General features: G+C 59.0%; 20 protein-coding genes. 10 read left to right on the top strand and 10 right to left on the bottom strand.

What is annotated here, in order from left to right:
- The 9 genes from Q1M54_RS13925 to Q1M54_RS13885 all read left to right on the top strand — a co-directional run bounded on the left by Q1M54_RS13925 (nucleotide 1) and on the right by Q1M54_RS13885 (nucleotide 7963).
- Nucleotides 1–612, top strand: a complete 612-nt coding sequence (locus tag Q1M54_RS13925) for a glutathione peroxidase (protein ID WP_300558335.1) — start codon at nucleotides 1–3, stop codon at nucleotides 610–612.
- A 20-nt stretch (nucleotides 613–632) separates the two neighbouring features.
- Nucleotides 633–1952: an FAD-dependent oxidoreductase gene (locus tag Q1M54_RS13920; RefSeq protein WP_300558388.1), complete on the top strand. Its 1320-nt coding sequence runs from the start codon at nucleotides 633–635 to the stop codon at nucleotides 1950–1952.
- Nucleotides 1949–2740, top strand: coding sequence for a DUF1365 domain-containing protein (locus tag Q1M54_RS13915; protein WP_300558332.1), 792 nt, complete (start codon nucleotides 1949–1951; stop codon nucleotides 2738–2740). The genes Q1M54_RS13920 and Q1M54_RS13915 overlap by 4 nt, the downstream gene beginning before the upstream one ends.
- Before the next feature lie 29 nt (nucleotides 2741–2769).
- Nucleotides 2770–4011, top strand: a complete 1242-nt coding sequence (locus Q1M54_RS13910) for a cyclopropane-fatty-acyl-phospholipid synthase family protein (protein WP_300558329.1) — start codon at nucleotides 2770–2772, stop codon at nucleotides 4009–4011.
- A gap of 5 nt (nucleotides 4012–4016) precedes the next feature.
- Nucleotides 4017–4631: a chalcone isomerase family protein gene (locus Q1M54_RS13905; protein WP_300558326.1), complete on the top strand. Its 615-nt coding sequence runs from the start codon at nucleotides 4017–4019 to the stop codon at nucleotides 4629–4631.
- Nucleotides 4628–5956 (top strand): MFS transporter, encoded by a 1329-nt coding sequence (locus Q1M54_RS13900; RefSeq protein WP_300558323.1) that lies wholly within the window; start codon nucleotides 4628–4630, stop codon nucleotides 5954–5956. The genes Q1M54_RS13905 and Q1M54_RS13900 overlap by 4 nt, the downstream gene beginning before the upstream one ends.
- 32 nt (nucleotides 5957–5988) lie before the next feature.
- On the top strand, nucleotides 5989–6582 hold the full coding sequence (locus tag Q1M54_RS13895) for a DUF3833 domain-containing protein (protein ID WP_300558320.1): 594 nt from the start codon (nucleotides 5989–5991) through the stop codon (nucleotides 6580–6582).
- Between the two features lie 155 nt (nucleotides 6583–6737).
- Entirely contained in the window at nucleotides 6738–7508 is a 771-nt protein-coding gene (locus Q1M54_RS13890) for an SDR family NAD(P)-dependent oxidoreductase (protein WP_300558385.1), read from the top strand.
- A 20-nt stretch (nucleotides 7509–7528) separates the two neighbouring features.
- On the top strand, nucleotides 7529–7963 hold the full coding sequence (locus Q1M54_RS13885) for a nuclear transport factor 2 family protein (protein ID WP_300558317.1): 435 nt from the start codon (nucleotides 7529–7531) through the stop codon (nucleotides 7961–7963).
- Nucleotides 7964–7986: 23 nt separating this feature from the next.
- On the opposite strand, the gene Q1M54_RS13880 is transcribed toward Q1M54_RS13885, so the two are convergent.
- From Q1M54_RS13880 to Q1M54_RS13835, 10 genes are all read right to left on the bottom strand, one after another.
- Nucleotides 7987–8676 (bottom strand): substrate-binding domain-containing protein, encoded by a 690-nt coding sequence (locus tag Q1M54_RS13880; RefSeq protein WP_300558314.1) that lies wholly within the window; start codon nucleotides 8674–8676, stop codon nucleotides 7987–7989.
- Between the two features lie 14 nt (nucleotides 8677–8690).
- Entirely contained in the window at nucleotides 8691–10952 is a 2262-nt protein-coding gene (locus Q1M54_RS13875; protein WP_300558311.1) for a molybdopterin cofactor-binding domain-containing protein, read from the bottom strand.
- Nucleotides 10949–11434, bottom strand: a complete 486-nt coding sequence (locus tag Q1M54_RS13870; RefSeq protein WP_300558308.1) for a (2Fe-2S)-binding protein — start codon at nucleotides 11432–11434, stop codon at nucleotides 10949–10951. The genes Q1M54_RS13875 and Q1M54_RS13870 overlap by 4 nt, the downstream gene beginning before the upstream one ends.
- Nucleotides 11435–11437: 3 nt before the next feature.
- On the bottom strand, nucleotides 11438–12409 hold the full coding sequence (locus Q1M54_RS13865) for a tripartite tricarboxylate transporter substrate binding protein (protein ID WP_300558305.1): 972 nt from the start codon (nucleotides 12407–12409) through the stop codon (nucleotides 11438–11440).
- Between the two features lie 68 nt (nucleotides 12410–12477).
- The gene (locus Q1M54_RS13860; RefSeq protein WP_300558302.1) at nucleotides 12478–13446 is read right to left on the bottom strand and encodes a tripartite tricarboxylate transporter substrate binding protein; all 969 of its coding nucleotides are present in this window, start codon (nucleotides 13444–13446) and stop codon (nucleotides 12478–12480) included.
- A 2-nt stretch (nucleotides 13447–13448) separates the two neighbouring features.
- Complete coding sequence (locus Q1M54_RS13855) at nucleotides 13449–14363, bottom strand: alpha/beta fold hydrolase (protein ID WP_300558300.1); 915 nt, start codon at nucleotides 14361–14363, stop codon at nucleotides 13449–13451.
- 103 nt (nucleotides 14364–14466) lie between these two features.
- Nucleotides 14467–15360: an alpha/beta hydrolase gene (locus Q1M54_RS13850; protein WP_300558297.1), complete on the bottom strand. Its 894-nt coding sequence runs from the start codon at nucleotides 15358–15360 to the stop codon at nucleotides 14467–14469.
- A 61-nt stretch (nucleotides 15361–15421) separates the two neighbouring features.
- Nucleotides 15422–16396, bottom strand: a complete 975-nt coding sequence (locus Q1M54_RS13845) for a tripartite tricarboxylate transporter substrate binding protein (protein ID WP_300558294.1) — start codon at nucleotides 16394–16396, stop codon at nucleotides 15422–15424.
- Nucleotides 16397–16416: 20 nt separating this feature from the next.
- Nucleotides 16417–17289 (bottom strand): fumarylacetoacetate hydrolase family protein, encoded by an 873-nt coding sequence (locus Q1M54_RS13840; protein WP_300558291.1) that lies wholly within the window; start codon nucleotides 17287–17289, stop codon nucleotides 16417–16419.
- A 179-nt stretch (nucleotides 17290–17468) separates the two neighbouring features.
- A complete protein-coding gene (locus tag Q1M54_RS13835; protein WP_300558288.1) occupies nucleotides 17469–18083 on the bottom strand; it encodes a glutathione S-transferase N-terminal domain-containing protein in 615 nt (204 codons plus the stop codon).
- A gap of 125 nt (nucleotides 18084–18208) precedes the next feature.
- Here Q1M54_RS13835 and purB point away from each other — a divergent pair, with 125 nt between their 5' ends.
- Nucleotides 18209–19609, top strand: a complete 1401-nt coding sequence (gene purB / locus Q1M54_RS13830) for an adenylosuccinate lyase (protein ID WP_300558285.1) — start codon at nucleotides 18209–18211, stop codon at nucleotides 19607–19609.

Below are 19609 nucleotides of genomic sequence, written 5' to 3'. Positions count from 1 at the left end.
ATGAATCACTCATGGGTCAAACAATGGGGTGGCAATCTCTTGCTGGCGCTGGTGGCCGCCGTGCTGGGTCTGGGCATGGAAGCCGCTTTGGCCAGCCCCAACACCACCTCAAGCCCTGACAAAGTCGCGTGCCCTGCCCTCTTGAACCACACGTTTGACCGGCTCCAAGATGAAAAGCCCCAATCGCTGTGCCAATACGCAGGCAAAGTGGTGTTGGTGGTCAACACCGCCAGTTTTTGCGGTTTCACCTCCCAGTACAAGGGACTTGAAAACCTGAACACCCAATACAAAGACCAGGGCTTGGTGGTGCTGGGCTTTCCATCCAATGACTTTTCACAAGAAAAAGGCAGCAACAAAGACATCGCCGCGTTTTGTGAAAGCACCTTTGGCGTCAAGTTCCCGATGTTCACCAAAACCCAAGTGACGGGCGATGGCGCGGCTCCCTTTTTCAAACAGCTGAGCGTACAAACCGGCCAAAAACCCCGCTGGAACTTTCACAAATACCTGATCGGCCGTGATGGCAAGGTGATTGAACAGTACAGCAGCATGACCGGCCCTGAGAGCAAGACCTTGGTGTCGGCTATCGACAAAGCCCTGAAGGCCAAGCCATGAGCCCCACAGCGAAGCCACGCATGAAACTGGCGATTGTGGGCTCGGGCATTTCCGGCCTGGCCGTGGCCCACACCCTGAAAGACCAAGCCGACATCACCGTGTTCGAGGCGGGAGACTATTTTGGCGGCCACACCCACACGGTGGACATCACGCTGCCCACACCGCAAGGCACGGTCACGCACGGCGTGGACACGGGTTTTTTGGTGTTCAACGAGCGCACCTACCCCAACCTGATCAACTTGTTTGCTGAATTGAATGTCGAGACTGCGCCGTCCGACATGTCGTTTTCGGTCAAGGTGCCGGGCGCTCTGAACGGCAAAACCCTGGAGTGGAGCGGCACCGATCTGAACAGCGTGTTCGCGCAGCGCAGCAACTTGGTCAACCCGCGTTTTTGGCGCATGTTGCTGGATGTGGTGCGCTTCAACGCCCTGTGCACCCGCATCGCCAAAGAACAGCGCGAAAAAGAGCTGCAGCAGCCACTGTCGGATTTTTTGCGTACGCACCAATTCAGCGAGCCGTTTCGCGATTGGTATTTCTTGCCCATGCTGGGCTGCATCTGGAGTTGTCCAACCGACCAGATGCTGCAATTCCCGGTGGCGACCATGATCCGGTTTTGCCACAACCATGGCCTGATTCAGGTGACCAACCGCCCGCAGTGGTTCAGCGTGGTGGGCGGTGCCCGCCACTACGTCGAGAAAATTTTGGCGGGTGTGCACGACAAGCGCCTGAACACCCCCGTGCGCTTGATCGAACGCGACGCACAAGGCGTGCGCGTCATCACCGACGGCCATGCAGAGCGTTTTGACCAAGTGGTCATCGCCACCCACACCGACCAAGCGTTGAGCATGCTGCGTGAGGCGTCTGGTGAAGAACGCAGCCTGCTGGGGGCCATTCGCTACCAGGACAACCGTGCCGTGTTGCACACTGACGCCAGCGTGCTGCCCGCCAACCCCAAGACCTGGGCCGCGTGGAATTACGAACGCGCCGCCAGCAGCGAGCGCGAGTCTTCAAGGGTGTGCCTGCATTACCTGCTCAACCGTTTGCAACGCATCCCGTTTGCGCAACCCGTGGTGGTCTCTCTCAACCCTTTGCACGACATCGATCCGGCCACCATCGTGGGCGAATACGATTACGCCCACCCTGTGTTTGATTTGGCCGCCATCGAGGCGCAAAAGCGCTTGCCCTTGCTGCAAGGCCAACAGCACAGCTGGTATGCCGGGGCATGGACGGGTTATGGCTTTCACGAAGACGGCCTGAAATCGGGCCTGCAAGTGGGCCGCGCTTTGCTCAAACTGATCCACGAACAGGCCAGCCCTGTTCAGGACAGACTGGCCGCATGACACCCACTCCAGTCCATGCCCACACCGCGCTCATCGGCTGGGGCCAGGTGCGCCACACGCGCCACCGCCCGGCACACCATGCTTTCGCTTACACCACAGCATTTTTGATGCTGCCCATGCGCAGTGTGCAAACCGGATGTTGCCCCACGGCATTGGCCATCAACCGCCGTGCCTGGTTTGCCTTTCACGATGCCGACCACGGTGATGGTCGCCCGGCCGAGACGGGCGGAGCCTTGGCTTGGCTCGATGCTTTGTTGAACAAAGAAGGCATCGAGGACGCCACAGGCGAGGTCTGGCTGCAGGCTTTTCCCCGCGTGCTGGGCCATGCCTTCAAGCCCGTGAGCTTTTGGTATGCGCACCGCGCCGATGGCAGCTTGGCCGCCATCGTGGCCGAGGTGAACAACACCTTTGGTGAACGCCACTGTTACCTGTTGCCCGAGCCGCAATACGGCCAAACCATGCTGGCCCACAAGGTGTTCCATGTCTCACCCTTTTGCGATGTGCAAGGCGAGTACCGCTTTCGATTCATGCGCACGCAACACAACGGCCAAGACCGCATCGTCGCGCGTGTGGACCATGGCGACGCCGACGGCCCCTTGATAGACACCAGCTGGAGCGGCGTGCTCGAGCCCGCTACGGCAGCTGCTTTGCGCCGGGTGATGTGGCGTTTTCCGCTGCTGACCTTTGGCGTGGTGGCCCGCATCCACTGGCACGCGCTTTTGCTGTGGCTGAAAAAAGTACCGTTTTGGCGCAAGCCCGAGCCGCCCCGTGATTTTGTGACCCGATGAACACTGGAACCCACCGGATGCCACCCTCCATGAAGACTGCCGACCACGCCCAAGCCTTGGGCCACCGCACCACCACCATTTCGCATGCCAGCCTGCCCAAAGCCGCTGCACGCTTGTTGAGTCTTTTGACGCGCCTGAAGATTGGCACGCTCACGGTGCACGCACCCGACGGCAACCTCCAGGTCTTTGGCACGCACGAGGCCCCTTTTGCCGCCTTGCATATCCACCGTTGGGAGATGTGCGCCGAGGTGCTGAAATCGGGTGACATTGGTTTTGCCGAGGGCTACATGGCCGGCGACTGGACCACGCCCGATTTGGCCGCCTTGCTTCGCCTGACCATTGCCAACCGCGACCACATCGAGAGCGCGATTTATGGCCACTGGTTGGGGCGCTTGTTCTACCGCATCAAGCACTTGCTCAACCGCAACAACCGCAGCAACAGCCGCAAAAACATCCACGCCCATTACGACCTGGGCAATGCGTTTTACGAGCTGTGGCTGGACGGCACGATGAACTACTCGTCGGCCTGGTTCGAAGGCGACCACAGCCAAGACATGGCCGACGCCCAAAAAGCCAAGGTGCGCCGCGCCCTGCGCATGGTGAATGCCAAGCCCGGCGACCGCGTGCTGGAGATCGGCTGCGGCTGGGGCGCATTGGCCGAGGCCGCCACCACCGAGTTTGGAGCCCACATCACAGGTGTGACCTTGTCCACCGAGCAGCTGGCTTTTGCCAATGCCCGCATGCAATCGCAGGGTGTGCAGCAGCGCGCCGATTTGCGCCTGCAAGACTACCGTGACATCCACGACGGACCGTACGACGCGGTGTGCTCGATCGAGATGATCGAGGCGGTGGGGCAGGAATACTGGCCGACTTATTTTCAAACCATCAGCCGCATGCTCAAGCCCGGTGGCCGTGCCTGCGTGCAAAGCATCACGATCGACGACCGCTTTTTTGAGCGCTACTTGCAATCGACCGACTTCATCCAACAGTACATCTTTCCAGGGGGCTGCTTGCCCAGCCCGAGCGAGTTCCGCAAGCAAGCGCAAGCGGCGGGGCTGCAGGTGGTGGACGAGCTGAACTTCGGCCCCGATTACGCCGAGACCCTGCGCCGCTGGCGCGAGAGCTTCATGTCCCAACTGGACACCGTGCGCACACTGAAATTTGACGACCGCTTCATCCGCTTGTGGTCCTTTTATCTGGCGTATTGCGAAGCCGCGTTCGATGAAGCCAACATCGACGTGGTGCAGTTCACCTTGGCCAAACCCGGCTAAAACCCATGCACACCTCAATGACAACCCGCGCCATGTCCTGGCTGCTGCAGCAAGGCTGGCGACACGGTTTTTTCCTGGTCTTGTGGGGTGGCTTGTTGGGCGCAGCTCAAGCGCAAAGCACCAGCGTGGCCAGCCCCAACGCCGCCTTCAGCCGCCCCGAATTGGCGGGCTTGGGCGGTGTGGTACCCACCGCGCCGGTGCGCTTGCGGGTCTGGGGGTTTGAGGTGTACGACGCCAGGTTGTGGACACCCCGTGGTTTTCGGCACAGTCAGGCCATGCAACAAGCCTTTGCTCTGGAGCTGCAATACCTGCGCAAACTGGAGGGCTCGGCCATTGCCAGCCGTTCGATTGACGAGATGCGGCGCGTGGGCAGCTTCACCGATGCACAAGCGCAAGCTTGGCTGGCGGCCATGCGCGAGATCTTTCCCAACGTGAGCGCAGGAGAACGCATCACAGGCGTCAATCTGCCCGGTGAAGGGGCCGAATTTTGGGTCAATGGCCAACGCGTTGGCGCCGTCAAGGACGTCAATTTCGCGCGTTTGTTTTTTGGCATATGGCTCGACGAACGCACCTCTGAGCCCAAGATGCGTGCGCAACTGTTGCAAGGCCTGCAACCATGAATGACATGGCCCCGTTGAACCCCAGCGCTGTGCAGCGCAAGACCTCGGCAGCCTATGGCTTGCTGGGCTTGCCTTTGGCGTTTGTGGCTTTGCCGGTGTATGTGCATTTGCCCAACCTGTATGCCCAGCAGTACGGCGTGCCTCTGGCGGCACTGGGCGCGGTGCTCTTGCTGAGCCGCAGCATCGATGCGGTGGTGGACCCTTGGCTGGGCCGCTTTGGCGACCGTTTGTACCGCCACTCTTGGCAGGCGGTGTGGATCGCGGCCTTGCTGCTGGCCACGGTGGTGGCGCTGGGCTTTGCAGCGCTGTTTTTCCCGCCAGCAGCGTCTTTGTCGTCTGCAGGCTTGTTGTGGTGGGTGGGCTGCGCCTTGACGCTCAGCCACTTGGCCTACAGCGGCTTGGGCATCTTGCACCAAGCTTGGGCAGCGCGGCAAGGCGGCGGCGGTATTGCGCAAAGCCGCTGGGTGGCTTGGCGCGAAGGTTTTGCTTTGGTGGGTGTGTTGCTGGCGTCGGCTCTGCCCGCGATTTGGGGCTGGGAGCTGACCACCCTATTGCTGGTCGTGATGCTGGCGCTGGGTTTGATCACTTGGCAGCGCACCGCCCAAAACGCTGAACCCGCGATAGCCACGGTGGCAACCCGCCATGAAGCCAGCAGCCTTTGGCAGCCTTGGAAGCACGCCGGTTTTCGGCGTCTGTTGTTGGTGTTCATGCTCAATGGGCTGGCCAGCGCCGTGCCCGCCACGCTGGTGCTGTTTTTTGTGCAAGACCTGTTGCAAGCACCCAAGGCCATGGAGCCTTTGTTTCTGGGTTTGTATTTTGCCGCCGGGGCACTGTCGTTTCCGCTGTGGCTCAAGGTGATTGACCGCATCGGTCTGCTGCGCACTTGGGCCACCGGCATGACTTTGTCGGTGCTGGCTTTTGTGAGTGTCATCACGCTGGGTGCGGGCGACACCACCGGGTTTTTGGTGGTGTGTGCCTTGTCGGGCATGGCGCTGGGCGCAGACCTCACAGTCCCCGGGGCTTTGCTCAACCAATTGATCGACCGCTGCGGCGAGCGCGGCCGCACTGATGGCGCTTTCATGGGCTGGTGGAATCTGGCCACCAAGCTCAATTTGGCTTTGGCCGCCGGGCTGTCGCTGCCTTTGCTGGGCCTGTGGGGCTATGCGCCAGGCCAGCAAGATGCCGATGCTGTGATGGCGCTGGGCCTGGCCTATGGCTTGCTGCCTTGCGTGCTCAAGTTGTTGGCCGGCTTGGCTTTGTACGCCAGCCTGATGCGCCAGCCTGATTTGATTTTGGGGCCCGCACGGGCCCACCCTTCGGCATGAGCCGCTTTGAATGTAGACAACGGGAGTCCTCCATGCGCCATCCAAACGCCATGATCCACCGCCGCACAGCTTTGACTCGCTTGGGCGCTTTGTCCATGGTGGCGAGCACGCCCTTTTTGGCCAGCTGCGCCGGGCCCCAAGTGCAAAACTACGCCCAGGAAAAGCCCGTCCTGGATTTGCGCACTTATTTCACCGGCACCATCGACGCTTGGGGTGTGTTCACCGACCGCAGCGGCCAAGTGGTCAAACGCTTCACCGTGGTCATGGATTGCAGCTGGAATGGCGACGAAGGCGTGCTGGACGAAGCCTTTGTGTATTCGGACGGCACGACGCAGCGCCGCATCTGGCGGCTCAAAGCCGGACCCAACGGCTCTTACACGGGCAGTGCCGACGATGTGGTGGGCGAGGCCCGGGGCCAAGTCAGCGGCAACGCGTTTCGCTGGGGCTATACCTTGGCATTGCCCGTCGATGGTCGGGTGTGGAACGTCGATTTTGACGACTGGATGTTCTTGATGGACGACCGCGTCATGCTCAACAAAGCCACCATGAGCAAATGGGGCGTGAAACTGGGCGAGGTCACTCTGTCTTTCACGCGGCGCACGCCTTTGGCGGCCAAGCCGGGTTGATGCGCATGAACCCCAACCCCTCCAACACGGGACTGAACGCCATGGGCGCGGTGCTGACGAATGCCTCGCTGCAGACCAACACGGCCATACCCAAAGTCGGTCCGCAAACCACGGGTGTCGCACCATCGAACACCCAACCCACGCCACGCAGCTGGCTGCAACTGAACACCCCCATGACCGATTGGCAAGGTCGCCGAGTCTGGTTGGTCGGCGCCTCCACCGGCATTGGCCTGGCTTGTGCCCAAGCACTGCGCACGGCGGGTGCCCACGTGATCGTCTCGGCACGCAACCCACAAGCTGTGCTGGACTGGGCCGCCCAAGATGCGCACGTGCAATGGCGTGCGCTCGATGTGAGCGACCCAGAGCAAGTGCAAGCCACCGCCCAAGCCCTGCAAGCCGAAGGGCCGCTGGACCTGGTGGTTTATGCGGCAGGCTATTACCGCGCCCAACGCGCCACAGCCATCGATCTGGACGACTTGTTGCAACACGACAAGGTCAATTACCAAGGCGCTTTGCAAGTTCTCAGTGCGGTGCTGCCCGGCATGCTGGCACGCCAAAGCGGTCACATCAGTTTGCTCAGCAGCGTGGCCGGTTGGCGCGGGCTGCCCAACGGTTTGGCCTATGGCCCCACCAAAGCGGCCCTCACGCATTTGGCCGAGACCCTGTACATGGACTTGCAAGACCAGGGCATTGGCGTGAGCGTGGTCAACCCTGGCTTTGTGGCCACGCCACTCACGGCGCAAAACCAATTCACCATGCCCGCCTTGATCAGCCCAGAGCAAGCAGCCCAAGACATGCTCAAGGGCTGGGCCCAAGGACAGTTCGACATCCACTTTCCCAAACGCTTCACGCTGTGGCTCAAGTTGCTGCGCTTGCTGCCCTACCGTTTGTACTTTCCGCTGGTGCGCAAGTTCACCGGGCTGTGAATCCGAATTGAAAGCCGACCATGGACACCCGACAAGCCACGCAAAACCTGGCCGAATTTTTTGAAACGCTGACGCCGCAAAGCATTTCGCGCTTGGGCGAGATTTACGCTGCTGATGCCAGCTTCAAAGACCCGTTCAATGAGGTCCAAGGCTTGCCCGCCATCGAGGGCATTTTTCGGCACATGTACGTGGCCCTGGACAAGCCCCACTTTGTCGTCACGCACCAGGTGGTGGATGGGGATCAAGCCTTTTTGACGTGGGAGTTTCGCTTTCACTTCAAACGATTTGACACCCAAACCCTGCAAGCCGTTCGGGGCGCCAGTCACGTGGTGTTCAACGCGCAAGGCTTGGTCACTTTGCACCGAGACTACTGGGACGCAGCCGAAGAGCTGTATGAAAAACTACCAGTGGTGGGCGGCCTGATGCGTTGGCTCAAAAAACGCGCCAACACCTGAGCCCTGGCCAAAGGCCAGTGGCATCAAAATTCAAAGCCACCTTGTCTGCGCACCGCTTCGGATGCGCTGCCACTCAACAAATCGGACAACACTTGCGCTTGCGCTGGGTTGTGAGATCCGGTGCAAATGCCCAAGGTGTAATCGGTGCTGAGCTCAAACTCGCTGGGCAGCACGTCGATCAGGTCCACGCCTTCGGTGTAGTTGATTTCCGTCACTTGCGTACAACCAATCAGTCCAGGTTCTTGGCTTTGGGCCATCGCTGCCATGGCGGTTGCGCCATTGGGGAACACGCGAAAACGGCTTTGCAGGCTTTCATTCAAGCCCAGTGCTTTGAGCACGTTCATGAAATGGATGCCCGCCGTGGCTTTCTCCGGGTCGGGGAAATAAATGCCTTGGGCCGCGCTCATGGCGGCATGCAACGCTTCTCGTGTTTTGACACTGGGATGTGCTGCGCCACTGCGCACGGCGACGCCTGTTTTGACCAAGCCAAGGGACCGTGCGCTGCCTGGCACCACATGGCCCGAAGCGATCAACTGCTCAATCAAAGGCTTGGTGAGGATGACCACATCGCAGGGCGCACCGCCCAGCAGTTTGTCACGCATCATGCCCACCGCGCTGAAGGTACCGTTGATGCGGCTGCCAGAGATTTTTTCAAATTCGGCCTGAACGCCCTGGACCACGGCTGCGGCAGCGCCGCCACTCAATACATGCATGTTGTTCTCTCAGTTCAAGGAAAGGTTGAAGCTTGTGGCGGTGCACCGTTGTCGATGGCACGCATCAGGTTATCGGGCGTAAAAGGCATGCTGCGCACGCGCACGCCAATGGCATCAAAGATGGCGTTGGCGATGGCCGCGCAAGTCGGTCCGGCACTGCATTCGCCAGCACCCAGCGAGGCATGGCTTTCATCAGGCATCAAGTTGACCGAGACTTCGGGCATGTCGCTGAATTTCAAAATCGGGTAGCGGGTCCAGTCGTTCGATGCGATGCCTTGGGGGCTCAGTTGCGCAGCTTCGCACAGCGCCCAACTGGTGGCTTGCAGCGCGCCACCTTCGAGCTGGTTGATGGCACCATCCGCATCCACCACATGGCCCACATCGGCGGCGATCCAAATTTTGTGCAACTTGACTTTTTCGGCCACCACCAATTCGACCACCACAGCGCAAAACGCACCCGTGTTTTTATAACGCGCATAGGCCAAGCCCCTACCCCAGCCTTCGGGGCGGTCTGTATGCGCAGGCCTTGACCAACCCGCCATATCGGCTGCTTTTTGCAACACAGCTGCAGCACGGGCGTGCTCTGCACCTTGCAAGTGCGCCAGGCGAAACGCCAATGGGTCTTGCTGCAGCCCTTGCGCCAATTCGTCCATGACCGACTCTGCGGCCAACACGTTGACAGGAGCGCCCAAAGCCCGCATGGCCGAGACGCGAAAAGGCATGCTCAGCACTCGGTGGTTGATGACTTTGACCAAAGGGATGTTATAGGGCGGCTGGGCGTTTCGCTCTGATCCGCCTCCGGCTGCCATGGCAGCATTCACAGCCAAAGTCACAGGCGCGGGGCAGGCGGTCTGCCATGCACCGAGCAAAGCAGGTGTTTGGCCTCGGCCAGGCCTTGTGCCATGGCCTTGGCCCCACACGGTTTGCGTCCAATGGCTCAACTGTCCGTCTTTGTTCACAGCCGCTTCGATGCGCACCGACATGGCTGGGGCCAAAGGGGCGTGGCCCAGCTCGGCTTGACGCGTCCACTGAACCCGCACAGGGCGACCAGGCACTTGCCGCGCCAGCCATGCGGCATCCCAAGCCACGTCATCTGCGCCATTGTGGCCATAACATCCAGCACCTTCGACATGCGTAACCTGCACCTGTTCAGCAGGCTGATCAAAAGCCAAGGCCAAATCACGACGCAGGTTGTAAATGCCTTGACAGTGGGTCCAGACCTCCAACGATTGTTCCTTCCATTGCGCCAAGGCGCAGCACAAACCAATGGACGCGTGCTGCAAAAACGGCCTTTCAAACTCGGCGACCACGCGCAGGTGACTGGCTGGGCTCCTGCCCGAATCAACATTTGCATTCGTGTCGGATTTGCTGGCCGTATCGGCCACGACTGTGGTGTCCAGTGCTTGGGTTTTCAGCCAGCTTGCAAGTTCCAAGGGGTCTGGCACTTCTGCATCGCAGCGCCAAAGCTTCCCAAGCGCAACATCTTCTTCAATCTTTCTGGCGATCTGGCTCAAAGCGTATTCGGTCTCGGCCAACACGCCCAACAACAAACCGTCACGCACGACTTTCAGAACGCCAGCGGTGCGATGCAAAGCGAGGGTCAGCTCTTGGATGTCGTGCTCGATCAGCTCGGCGCTGAGGGTGCCAGGACGAAACACCAGGCCATGGCACATAGGGTGTGCCGCGCCCGGCATCACACGGTCGTGAATGTATTCAAATTCACCAAACACTTTGGCTGCCACATCGGGGCGCAAGGGGGCTGACTCTGCGCTGTTCAGGTCATGCACGGCGTGCACCGCCTGAATGTGCCAAGGCTCGATCGCAGCCTCCCACATGGCAGGGTTTGACAACGCCGCGTAAGAGGCCCGAGGCAAGGATTCAGGTGCGTCATCCGGATGCTGGCAGGATACGTAAAACAGCCCGCCTTCGCAGCGCACATCTTGCAAAACCACACCCAAACCACCCAGTCGCTCCGCCATCACTTGTCGGCAAGCTTCGCGCCAATGTGCGGCCGCACAGCGCAGGGCTGTGCCCGAGTGCTGAATCGACAAACTGCCCGAGGTCACGGCTTCGTCAGGACTGAACGCGGTGCTGGCGGGCACCATGTCGATTTGTTCGGGCCGCAGCCGCAATTCTTCGGCCACGATCAGCCGCAGCGCGTGAGAGATGCCTTGCCCCAAATCGACTTTGCCTGAAAACGCCTGCACCCGTCCATCCGGACCCAATGCCAACCATTGACGCAGCAGCGGTTGCGCTTTGAGGGATTCGGGGGTCATGGCGCAGCCAGCCGCACCGCGGCTTTTTCAATCGCCCGCACCACCCGGTTGTGCGCCCCACACCGACACAAGTGCCCGTCAATGGCTTGGACAATTTCTTGTCGGCTGGGACGAGGCTGGCGTTGCAGCAAGGCGGCGGCAGACATCAAGATACCGCTGGTGCAAAAGCCGCACTGCATGGCCTGCTCTTCGATGAAGGCGGTTTGCAGGGCATGCGGTGCCGAGCGACTGCCCAGGCCTTCCACCGTGATCACGGCTTTGCCTTCGACGGCCCACAAGGGCGTTTCACAGGATGACACAGCGTGACCATCCAGCATGACGCGACAAGCACCGCACTGGCCCTGCCCGCAGCCCATGCGCGTGGCTTTGAGCTGTAGCGTGCTGCGCAATAAGTCGAGCAGGCTTTGCCCGCTTTCAGCTTGCACGGACACGCTGCGGCCGTTCAGCTGAAATCGCACGGCTTGAGCCACAGCCTGGGTCATGGGTCAGTCCGGCTTGGCGCCTGAGACCTTCACAATGTTGGCCCACTTGGCAATGTCGGCGTTCAGATACTGGTCGAACTCCGACACAGTCATCGACATCGGCACCGCGCCTTGCTTGGCCCAAGCGGCCCTCACATCGGGGTTGTTCACAATCTTGCGCACTTCGGCATTGAGCCTGTTCACCACATCGGCGGGTGTGCCTTTGGGCGCCATCAAGCCGAGCCAAATGCTGGCTTCAAACCGGGGCACACCTGACTCATGGACAGTTGCCAAATCGGGCAGGTTGCTGGAGCGGCTCAGACCGGTGCTGGCCAAGGCGCGGACCTTGCCTTCGCGTGACAAAGTGGCCATGGTGGTTTCCGCATCGAACATCACGTCCACCTGGCCCCCCACGATGTCGGTGCGAGCACCGGAGCTGCCTTTGTAGGGCACATGGGTCATGTCAATGCCCGCCATGAACTTGAACAACTCGCCAGCCATGTGGTATGGCGTGCCGTTGCCAGACGAGGCGTAATTGATCTTGCCGGGTCTGGATTTGGCCAAAGCCACCAACTCGCCCACGTTTTTGACTGGCACAGAGGGGTGAGCCACCAACAGCAAAGCCGAGTAATTGATGGGCGCGATGCCCACAAAATCGCGCATCAAGGCAAACGGTTTGGTGGGGATCAATGACTCGTTGACGGTGTGCGTGTTCGACATCATCAACAAGGTGTAACCATCGGCCGGCGACTTGGCAGCCAAGTCGGTGCCAATGATCGAACCTGCGCCGGGTTTGTTGTCGATCACGAACGACTGCTTGAGCTCCTCGGTCAGTCGTTGCGCCATAAACCGGGCGTAGTTATCGGCTGGCCCACCAGCTGCAAATGGCACCACGATTTTCACGGGTCGGTTCGGGTAGGTTTGCGCTTGTGCCCATCCCGCTGACAAGGCCAAGCCCATGGCCACCCATTTCAAAGATTGATGCAAGGTCAACATGTTTTGTCTCCAAGTCGTCTAAAAATTGATTAAAAAAACAGCAACGAAAAAACCACAGAACACCCGCTTTACTCCAGCTTGATGCCCGCTTCTTTGACCACTTTGCCCCATTTGTCCATTTCAGAAACCATGAGTTGTGACATCGCGGCAGGGGTAGACAAACTGACTTCAACGCCCGCATCAAACATGGCTTTTTGTGTTTCGGGTGTATTCATGATTTTGGCGACGTCGCTGTTCAAGCGGTTAACGATGCTGGCGGGCGTACCGGCCGGCGCCAACAGCGCCAACCAAATGGTGGCATCAAAACCTGCAACGCCGGCCTCTTGCATGGTGGGCACATTGGGCAGCTGAGGTATGCGCTTGGCACTCGTCACCGCCAAGGCATTGAGGCGGCCATTGGGCACTTGGGCCAAGGCGTTGGGCACACCCGCAAAACTGCTTTCTACGACACCAGCGACCAAGTCGGTTGCCGCCAAATTGCTGCTTCGGTAAGGCACGTGCTTGAGCTGGGTTTTGGTCATCGATGCGAACAAGCCACCGATCAAGTGCTGCGCACTGCCATTGCCGGACGACGCGTAGTGGATGGCATCAGGCTGCGCTTTGGCCAGTGCAATGAACTCTTGCACGTTTTTGGCTGGCACCTTGGGGTTGGTCAACAACACATAAGGCGAATCGACCAACTTGGTGACAGGCACAAATGCCTTGATGGGGTCGTAGGGGACGCTTTTGTAAATCCAGGGGCTGATGACATGGGTCGAAGAAACAATCAACAGGGTATGCCCATCGGGTGCCGATTTCGCCACTTGGTCAGTCCCGATCATCGAGCCCGCTCCAGGCCTGTTCTCGATCACGACCGGCTGACCCAAGCTTTCGCTCAACTTGACGCCCAGAATTCGGGCCACGACATCGGTGAACCCACCCGGCCCAAACGGCACCACAATTTTGACCGGCTTGCTGGGGTAGGTCTGGGCTTGGGCTGCACCCAAAGACAGCGCCAATAAGGCAGCGGCACACACAGTGTTCAATAGCTTTTTCATGTTTAACCTTTGTAGATGGGGTCCGGTTGAGAAAAGAAGCTGTGCAAAATTTGGTAGACCATCAGGTGGTTTTTTTGCTGGAAACTGGCATGCGAGATGCCTTGCATGATGCTGAATTGCTTGTTGGTGCAGGGCAGCAACTTGTAGAAATTGATCAGGTCGTCCAAGCTGGCTATGCCATCGTATTCGCCGCGCATGATGAGCGTCGCGGCCTTGACTTGGGTGGGGTCTACCAAGGGCAACTTGGAGCACATGTCCACATAGGTGCCCGTGGGCATGGATGAGTCCAGGGTAAGGATGGCATCGGCAAATGCATCCTTGGTGGCGTCGTCTGCGCACTCGGCGTGGTCACGGTTGAAGATGCTGTGCACAAAAGCTCTGTCAATGGGGCGGCTGTTTTTGGCCAAAAATTCGGGTAATTTTTTGGCGCGCTCGGCCAAAGTTGGGCTGCCTTGACCCGTCCAAACAAAAGCGTCCAGCGCCAGTTTGGCCACACGCTCTGGGTGCCTTTGCGCAAACAAGGCGGCCTTCAGGGCGCCCGAAGAAATGCCGTAGACCAGCAGTTGCTTGGCGCCTGTTTTTTCAAGAATGTAGGCGCTACCCACAGACAGATCATCGGCCCCGTTGCTGATGTCAAAGTTGATGGGACGGTGCTTGTCCGAACGACCATAGCCTTCGTTGTCCATGCACCATGTGTCAAAGCCGCGCTCAGCAAACCAGTCCATCACGGACGAGTGTGGGCGTCCGGGCACACTCAAATCAAACGTGGGTTGTGAGGCCATGGACGAACCATGTACAAACAAAATCGTGCCCGCATACGGGACTTTGGGAGATGCTGTTTTCTGCCACAAAAAAAGGCGGATGTCTTCTTTATGGGTCCAGTGCTCTTGGCCGCCAGACCATTCAACGTTTGCCATGGTGCTTGTCTCCTGTTGGAATTTTTAATTGCAGATCAAGCCTCTTGGCGGGCCTTTCATGCGTTCTTGCTGCGCCCCTTGACGCATAGGGTTGATGGCGCACTCAAAGAGGTGCTTTGAGAAAGTTCTCCAGTGCAAAGTGGAACTTGTTGCGAACCACGCCCATCATCGGGTTGTGCGCAATGCCAGACAAAACCACAAACTGTTTGTCTTTGGTCGGCAGGCGTGTGAAGAAGTCCAACAAATCGGGCTCAGCAGCAATGCCGTCGAACTCGCCGCGGATCACCAAAGTAGGACAGGGAATGGCCTCGGGCTTGGCCAAAGGCAAGTTGGCGCACATGTCCACATAGGTGCCGGTGGGCACCTCGCTGACCAGCGGTAACTCCACCGCTGCAATCGCCTTGGGCACGCTGTCTTCACTGGAGCCGGGTTTGTCACGGTTGAACATGCCTTCATAAAAAGCCAAATCCACTTTGCGACGGGGGCTGGCACTGTACTCAGGCAGTTTTTTGCGGCGCTGCTCCAAGGTAGGCGAACCGGCACCGGTGTAAACCAAGGCCGAAAGACCCAGGCGCGCCACAGTTTGGGGGTGCGCTTCGGTGTAAAGACAAGCGCGCAATGCGCCGGAGGATGAACCAAAAATGTTGATTTTTTCTGCGCCTGTTGTTTGCAAGACAAATGGAACAACCGCAGCCAAGTCTTTGGCGCCTGTACGCACATCGCTGTTGCCACGGCCAGACCAACTGGATCGGCCGTAGCCCTCATGATCAACAGTCCAAACGTCATAGCCGCGTTCTGCAAAGTAATCCATGACCGAATAGTCCTGGCCTCCAGGCACTTGCAGGTCATAGGTGCTGCGCCCTGAAACTGTCGAGCCATGAACCAAAAACAGCACGGGTTTGACGGCCTCGCCCGCTACAGGGGCGGTGGCACGTTTGCGGTACACATACAGGCGAACGTCTTCGCGATTGACAAAATACTCTTGACTCCAGATCACGGGAAATCCTTGTTTAATTCAAATGAGAAAGAATGGGCTAAAGCGAGGCCAAAGGGGCTCTTCAGTCCACTTTGCCAATGCGCTTGACCAAAGCACCCATGTCTTTGGCGTCGGCTTGGACAAAGCGCTCAAAGTCGGGCGCGTCTTGGTACATGAACGACGTGCCCGCAGAGGTCAGTGCGGCAACAGCACGCGCATCTTGTGCAGCAAAGCGAGCGGCTTGGCGCAAAGCGTCCACCACAGCGGGCGGGGTGTCGGCAGGAACAAACATGCCGGACCATTGCGAATACTGGATGGGTACACCCAACTCCTTGAAACTGGGCACTTCGGGCATGCTGGCCAAACGACCTTCACCCCAGTGCGCCAATGCACGCAAACGGCCAGAGGCAATGTGTTGTTTCACACTGGCAGGCCCGGTGGACAAGGCTTCAATTTGGCCTCCCAACAAAGACAAGACCGCAGGGCCTGCGCCGGTGTACGGCACGTGCAACATGAACGAAGACGTGGCCGCTTTCAACTGCTCCATGGGCACGTGCATCGTGCCGTAATTGCCCGAAGACCCAAAAGAAATGCGTCCCGGGTTGGTCTTGGCATAGGCCATGAACTCGGCATAGGTTTTCCAAGGGCTGTCCGCGCGCACCACCAGCACGGTGGGGTCGGCCGTGAAACGCGCAATGGGCTTGAGTTGGCGGGTTTCATAGAGCGGGGTTTGCTGCAAGATGCGGGCGGCTTCTGGCAACACCACCAAGGAAGACAGCGACATCAAAAGCGTATAGCCATCCCCTTTGGATTTGGCCACCTGCGCCATGCCGATGCCACCCCCTGCACCGCCTTTGTTCTCGACCACAATGCTTTGCTTGAGGTGGCGCGACATGGCTTCGGCCACGGGGCGTCCCACGGTATCGGCCACGCCACCTGGCGGAAAAGGCACCACCATGGTGATGGGCTTGGTGGGATAGGCTTGCGCCATCGCCGACCAACCGGAACAGGCGATGGCCGCAGCCATCATCACTTTGAGCCACTGTCTTGAATTCACTTTTTGTCTCCTGATGGGTGTCAGACGAAACGGTTTTCGATGTGGCCGATGCCATCGATCTCAACACGGATCACATCACCCTTGGCGATGTAACGGGGTGGATTCAAACCCATGCCCACACCGGCAGGCGTGCCCGTGGCGATGATGTCACCGGGGTAAAGCGTGATGCCGCGCGAGATGGTTTCAATCAACGTGGGGATGTCGAAAATCATGTTCTCGGTCGGGCCGTCTTGGCGCAATTCGCCATTGACCCAGCAGCGCACACGGGTTTTCCGGCCGTCGATGTCGTCGGCGGTCACGAGCCACGGACCCATGGGGCAAAAGGTGTCAAAAGACTTGCCCATGTCCCACTGCTGGTGGCGCATCTGGACATCACGGGCGGTCACGTCGTTGACCACGGTGTAGCCGAACACATGTTTCATCGCATCGGCCTGGCTGATGTTTTTGCCGCCTTGGCCAATGATCACCGCCAACTCGGCTTCATAGTCGATTTGCTCAGACACCGCAGCACCGGGCAGCTGCACATCGTCGGTGGGACCCACCACGCATTCAGGCACCTTGGTGAAAACGATGGGCCAAGCCTTGGTGTCTGTGTTGCTGTCTTTGAACACCGAAGCCTGCAGCTCTTTGGCGTGGGCGTGGTAGTTGCGGCCCACACACCAGACATTGCGGCGCGGCACAGGCAAAGGAGATTCGAGCTTGACCGAAGAAATGGCCAAAGGGGTGGCCGTCAAAGCTGGCAAGGGCTGACCAGCCACCATGGCGTCGATCAACATTTGGGCGCCATGCTGGGCTTGGGCCTGTGTCAGGGCAAAAGGCGTGACCTGCAGGCCGTCAACCGAGACTTGACCGACTTGGCGTTTGTTGTTGTAGACAAAGGTGGCAATGCGCAAAATACTCTCCTGAAAACGGGCAGCTCGCTGCCCCATGACGATGTGAATGGGCGTTGGAACAACCCATCCGAATCATCATAAAGAGCCGAGCCTGTCTGGACAGACGCGCACCGGACAATCTGCCGGTTTTTGCAGCAACCGACACAAGGCCACCGCAGTACGGACCGCCAAGAAACAAATCAGCCCGGCTGGGTTTCCTGAAAACTGGAACGCTGCGCCAGCTTGTCGTAAAGCTTGTGCAGATTGGGGTAAGGCGTGCGCCAGTCGATTTGAGGAAAACGGAAGTCCAAATAAGCCACCGCACAGCCTACCGCGATGTCCGACAGGCTCAGGTGAATGCCAGAACAAAATGCTTTGTCGCCCAAACCATGGCTCATGGCCTTCAGGGCGTGCTGGATTTTGTCCAAATGGCGATCAATCCAGGCTTGGCTGCGCTGGGCATCTTCACGTCCAGTCCAAACCGCTTCCATGCGGGCCGTCAAGGCCGCATCCAACAAGCCGTCAGCCAGCGCCTCCCAGGTTTTGACCTCAGCCCGTTCACGGCCCGCCACCGGAATCAGCTTGCCCACGGGTGACAAAGTGTCCAAATACTCCACGATCACACGGGAATCAAAAACCGCTTCGCCACCTTCCATCACCAAGCAGGGCACTTTGCCCAGCGGATTGGACGCATGGATTACGGTTTGGGCTGACCACACGTCTTCGGTGACGAATTGGTAGTCCAACTTCTTCTCGGCCATGACGACGCGCACCTTGCGCACATAAGGACTGGTAATGGAGCCGATGAGTTTCATAAAGATAAGAGGGTTGGACCTGTCAACGATGGCCGATTCTAGGTGAAACACGCCACCCCCCTCCTTGCAATTGGCCCATTTGGGCGAGCGCAAGTCCAAGACGCAGCGGGAATTACAATCAAAGGATGAATTTCACCCCTGTTTCCGCTTTGTCACCGCTGGATGGTCGTTACGCCAGCAAACTCAATGCCCTGCGACCACTCATGAGTGAGCAAGGCTACATGCACCGCCGTGTTCAGGTTGAAATTGCGTGGTTCATCGCTTTATCGGATGCCGGTTTTGCCGAATTCAAGCCCCTCACGCCCGGTGCGCGGCGTTACCTCACGGGCTTGGTCAAGAACTTCAACGAAGAAGACGCCATGGCCATCAAGGCGTTTGAAAAGACCACCAACCACGATGTGAAGGCGGTTGAATATTGGATCAAATCCAAATTTGAAGACCGCCCCGAGTTGGAAAAAGCGGCTGAATTCGTGCACTTTGCCTGCACCAGCGAAGACATCAACAACACCAGCCATGCGCTGCAGCTCAAGGGGGCCCGTGCCGAGGTGATCCTGCCGGGTCTCGATGGTCTGATCGCCAAACTGCGCGAAATGGCGCACGCTTTTGCCGACGTCCCCATGCTCAGCCGCACCCACGGGCAAACCGCCAGCCCCACCACCGTGGGCAAGGAGATGGCCAACGTGGTGATGCGCCTGAACGGTTGCCGCAACAAAATCGCTGCCGTCCAACTGATGGGCAAAATGAACGGCGCTGTGGGCAATTACAACGCGCACCTGTCTGCCTGGCCCGACTTCGACTGGGAAAATTTTGCCCGCCAAGTGGTGGAAACCCCTGAGATTGGCGAAAGCGCTTCAGACGCTTGGGGACTGGGCCTGTGCTTTCAGCCCTACAGCATCCAGATCGAGCCCCACGATTACATGGCCGAGTTGTTCGATGCCATGGCCCGCACCAACACCATCCTGATCGACCTGTCACGGGACATTTGGGGCTATGTGAGCCTAGGTTACTTCAAGCAACGCCTGAAAGCCGGTGAAATCGGCTCCAGCACCATGCCGCACAAAGTCAACCCGATCGACTTTGAAAATGCCGAGGGCAACCTGGGCCTGGCCAATGCCGTGCTCAAGCACCTGTCTGAAAAGTTGCCCATCAGCCGTTGGCAGCGCGACCTGACCGACTCGACCGTGCTGCGCAACATGGGCGTGGGCTTGGGTTACACCGCCTTGGCCTATGCCTCGCTCATGGCCGGCTTGAACAAGCTGGAGCTGAACGAAGAAGCCCTGGCCGCCGACCTGGATGTCGCCTGGGAAGTGCTGGCCGAGCCTATCCAAACCGTGATGCGCCGCTATGGCGTGCAGGGTGCCTACGAAAAACTCAAAGAAGCCACACGCGGCAAAGCCGTGACGGCCGCCGACTTGCATGCTTTGATCGCTGTGCTCGACATTCCGCAAGCTGACAAAGACCGCCTGTTGGCCATGACGCCGGGCAGCTACATCGGCAAAGCGGCCGAGCTGGCCAAACGCGTCTGA

This window comes from Limnohabitans sp. Rim8, from assembly GCF_943326455.1.
In the GTDB taxonomy this organism is placed as follows: domain Bacteria; phylum Pseudomonadota; class Gammaproteobacteria; order Burkholderiales; family Burkholderiaceae_C; genus Limnohabitans_A.
The sequence above is the reverse complement of the archived record's forward strand: the minus strand, read 5'-3'. Positions and strand labels throughout refer to the sequence as shown.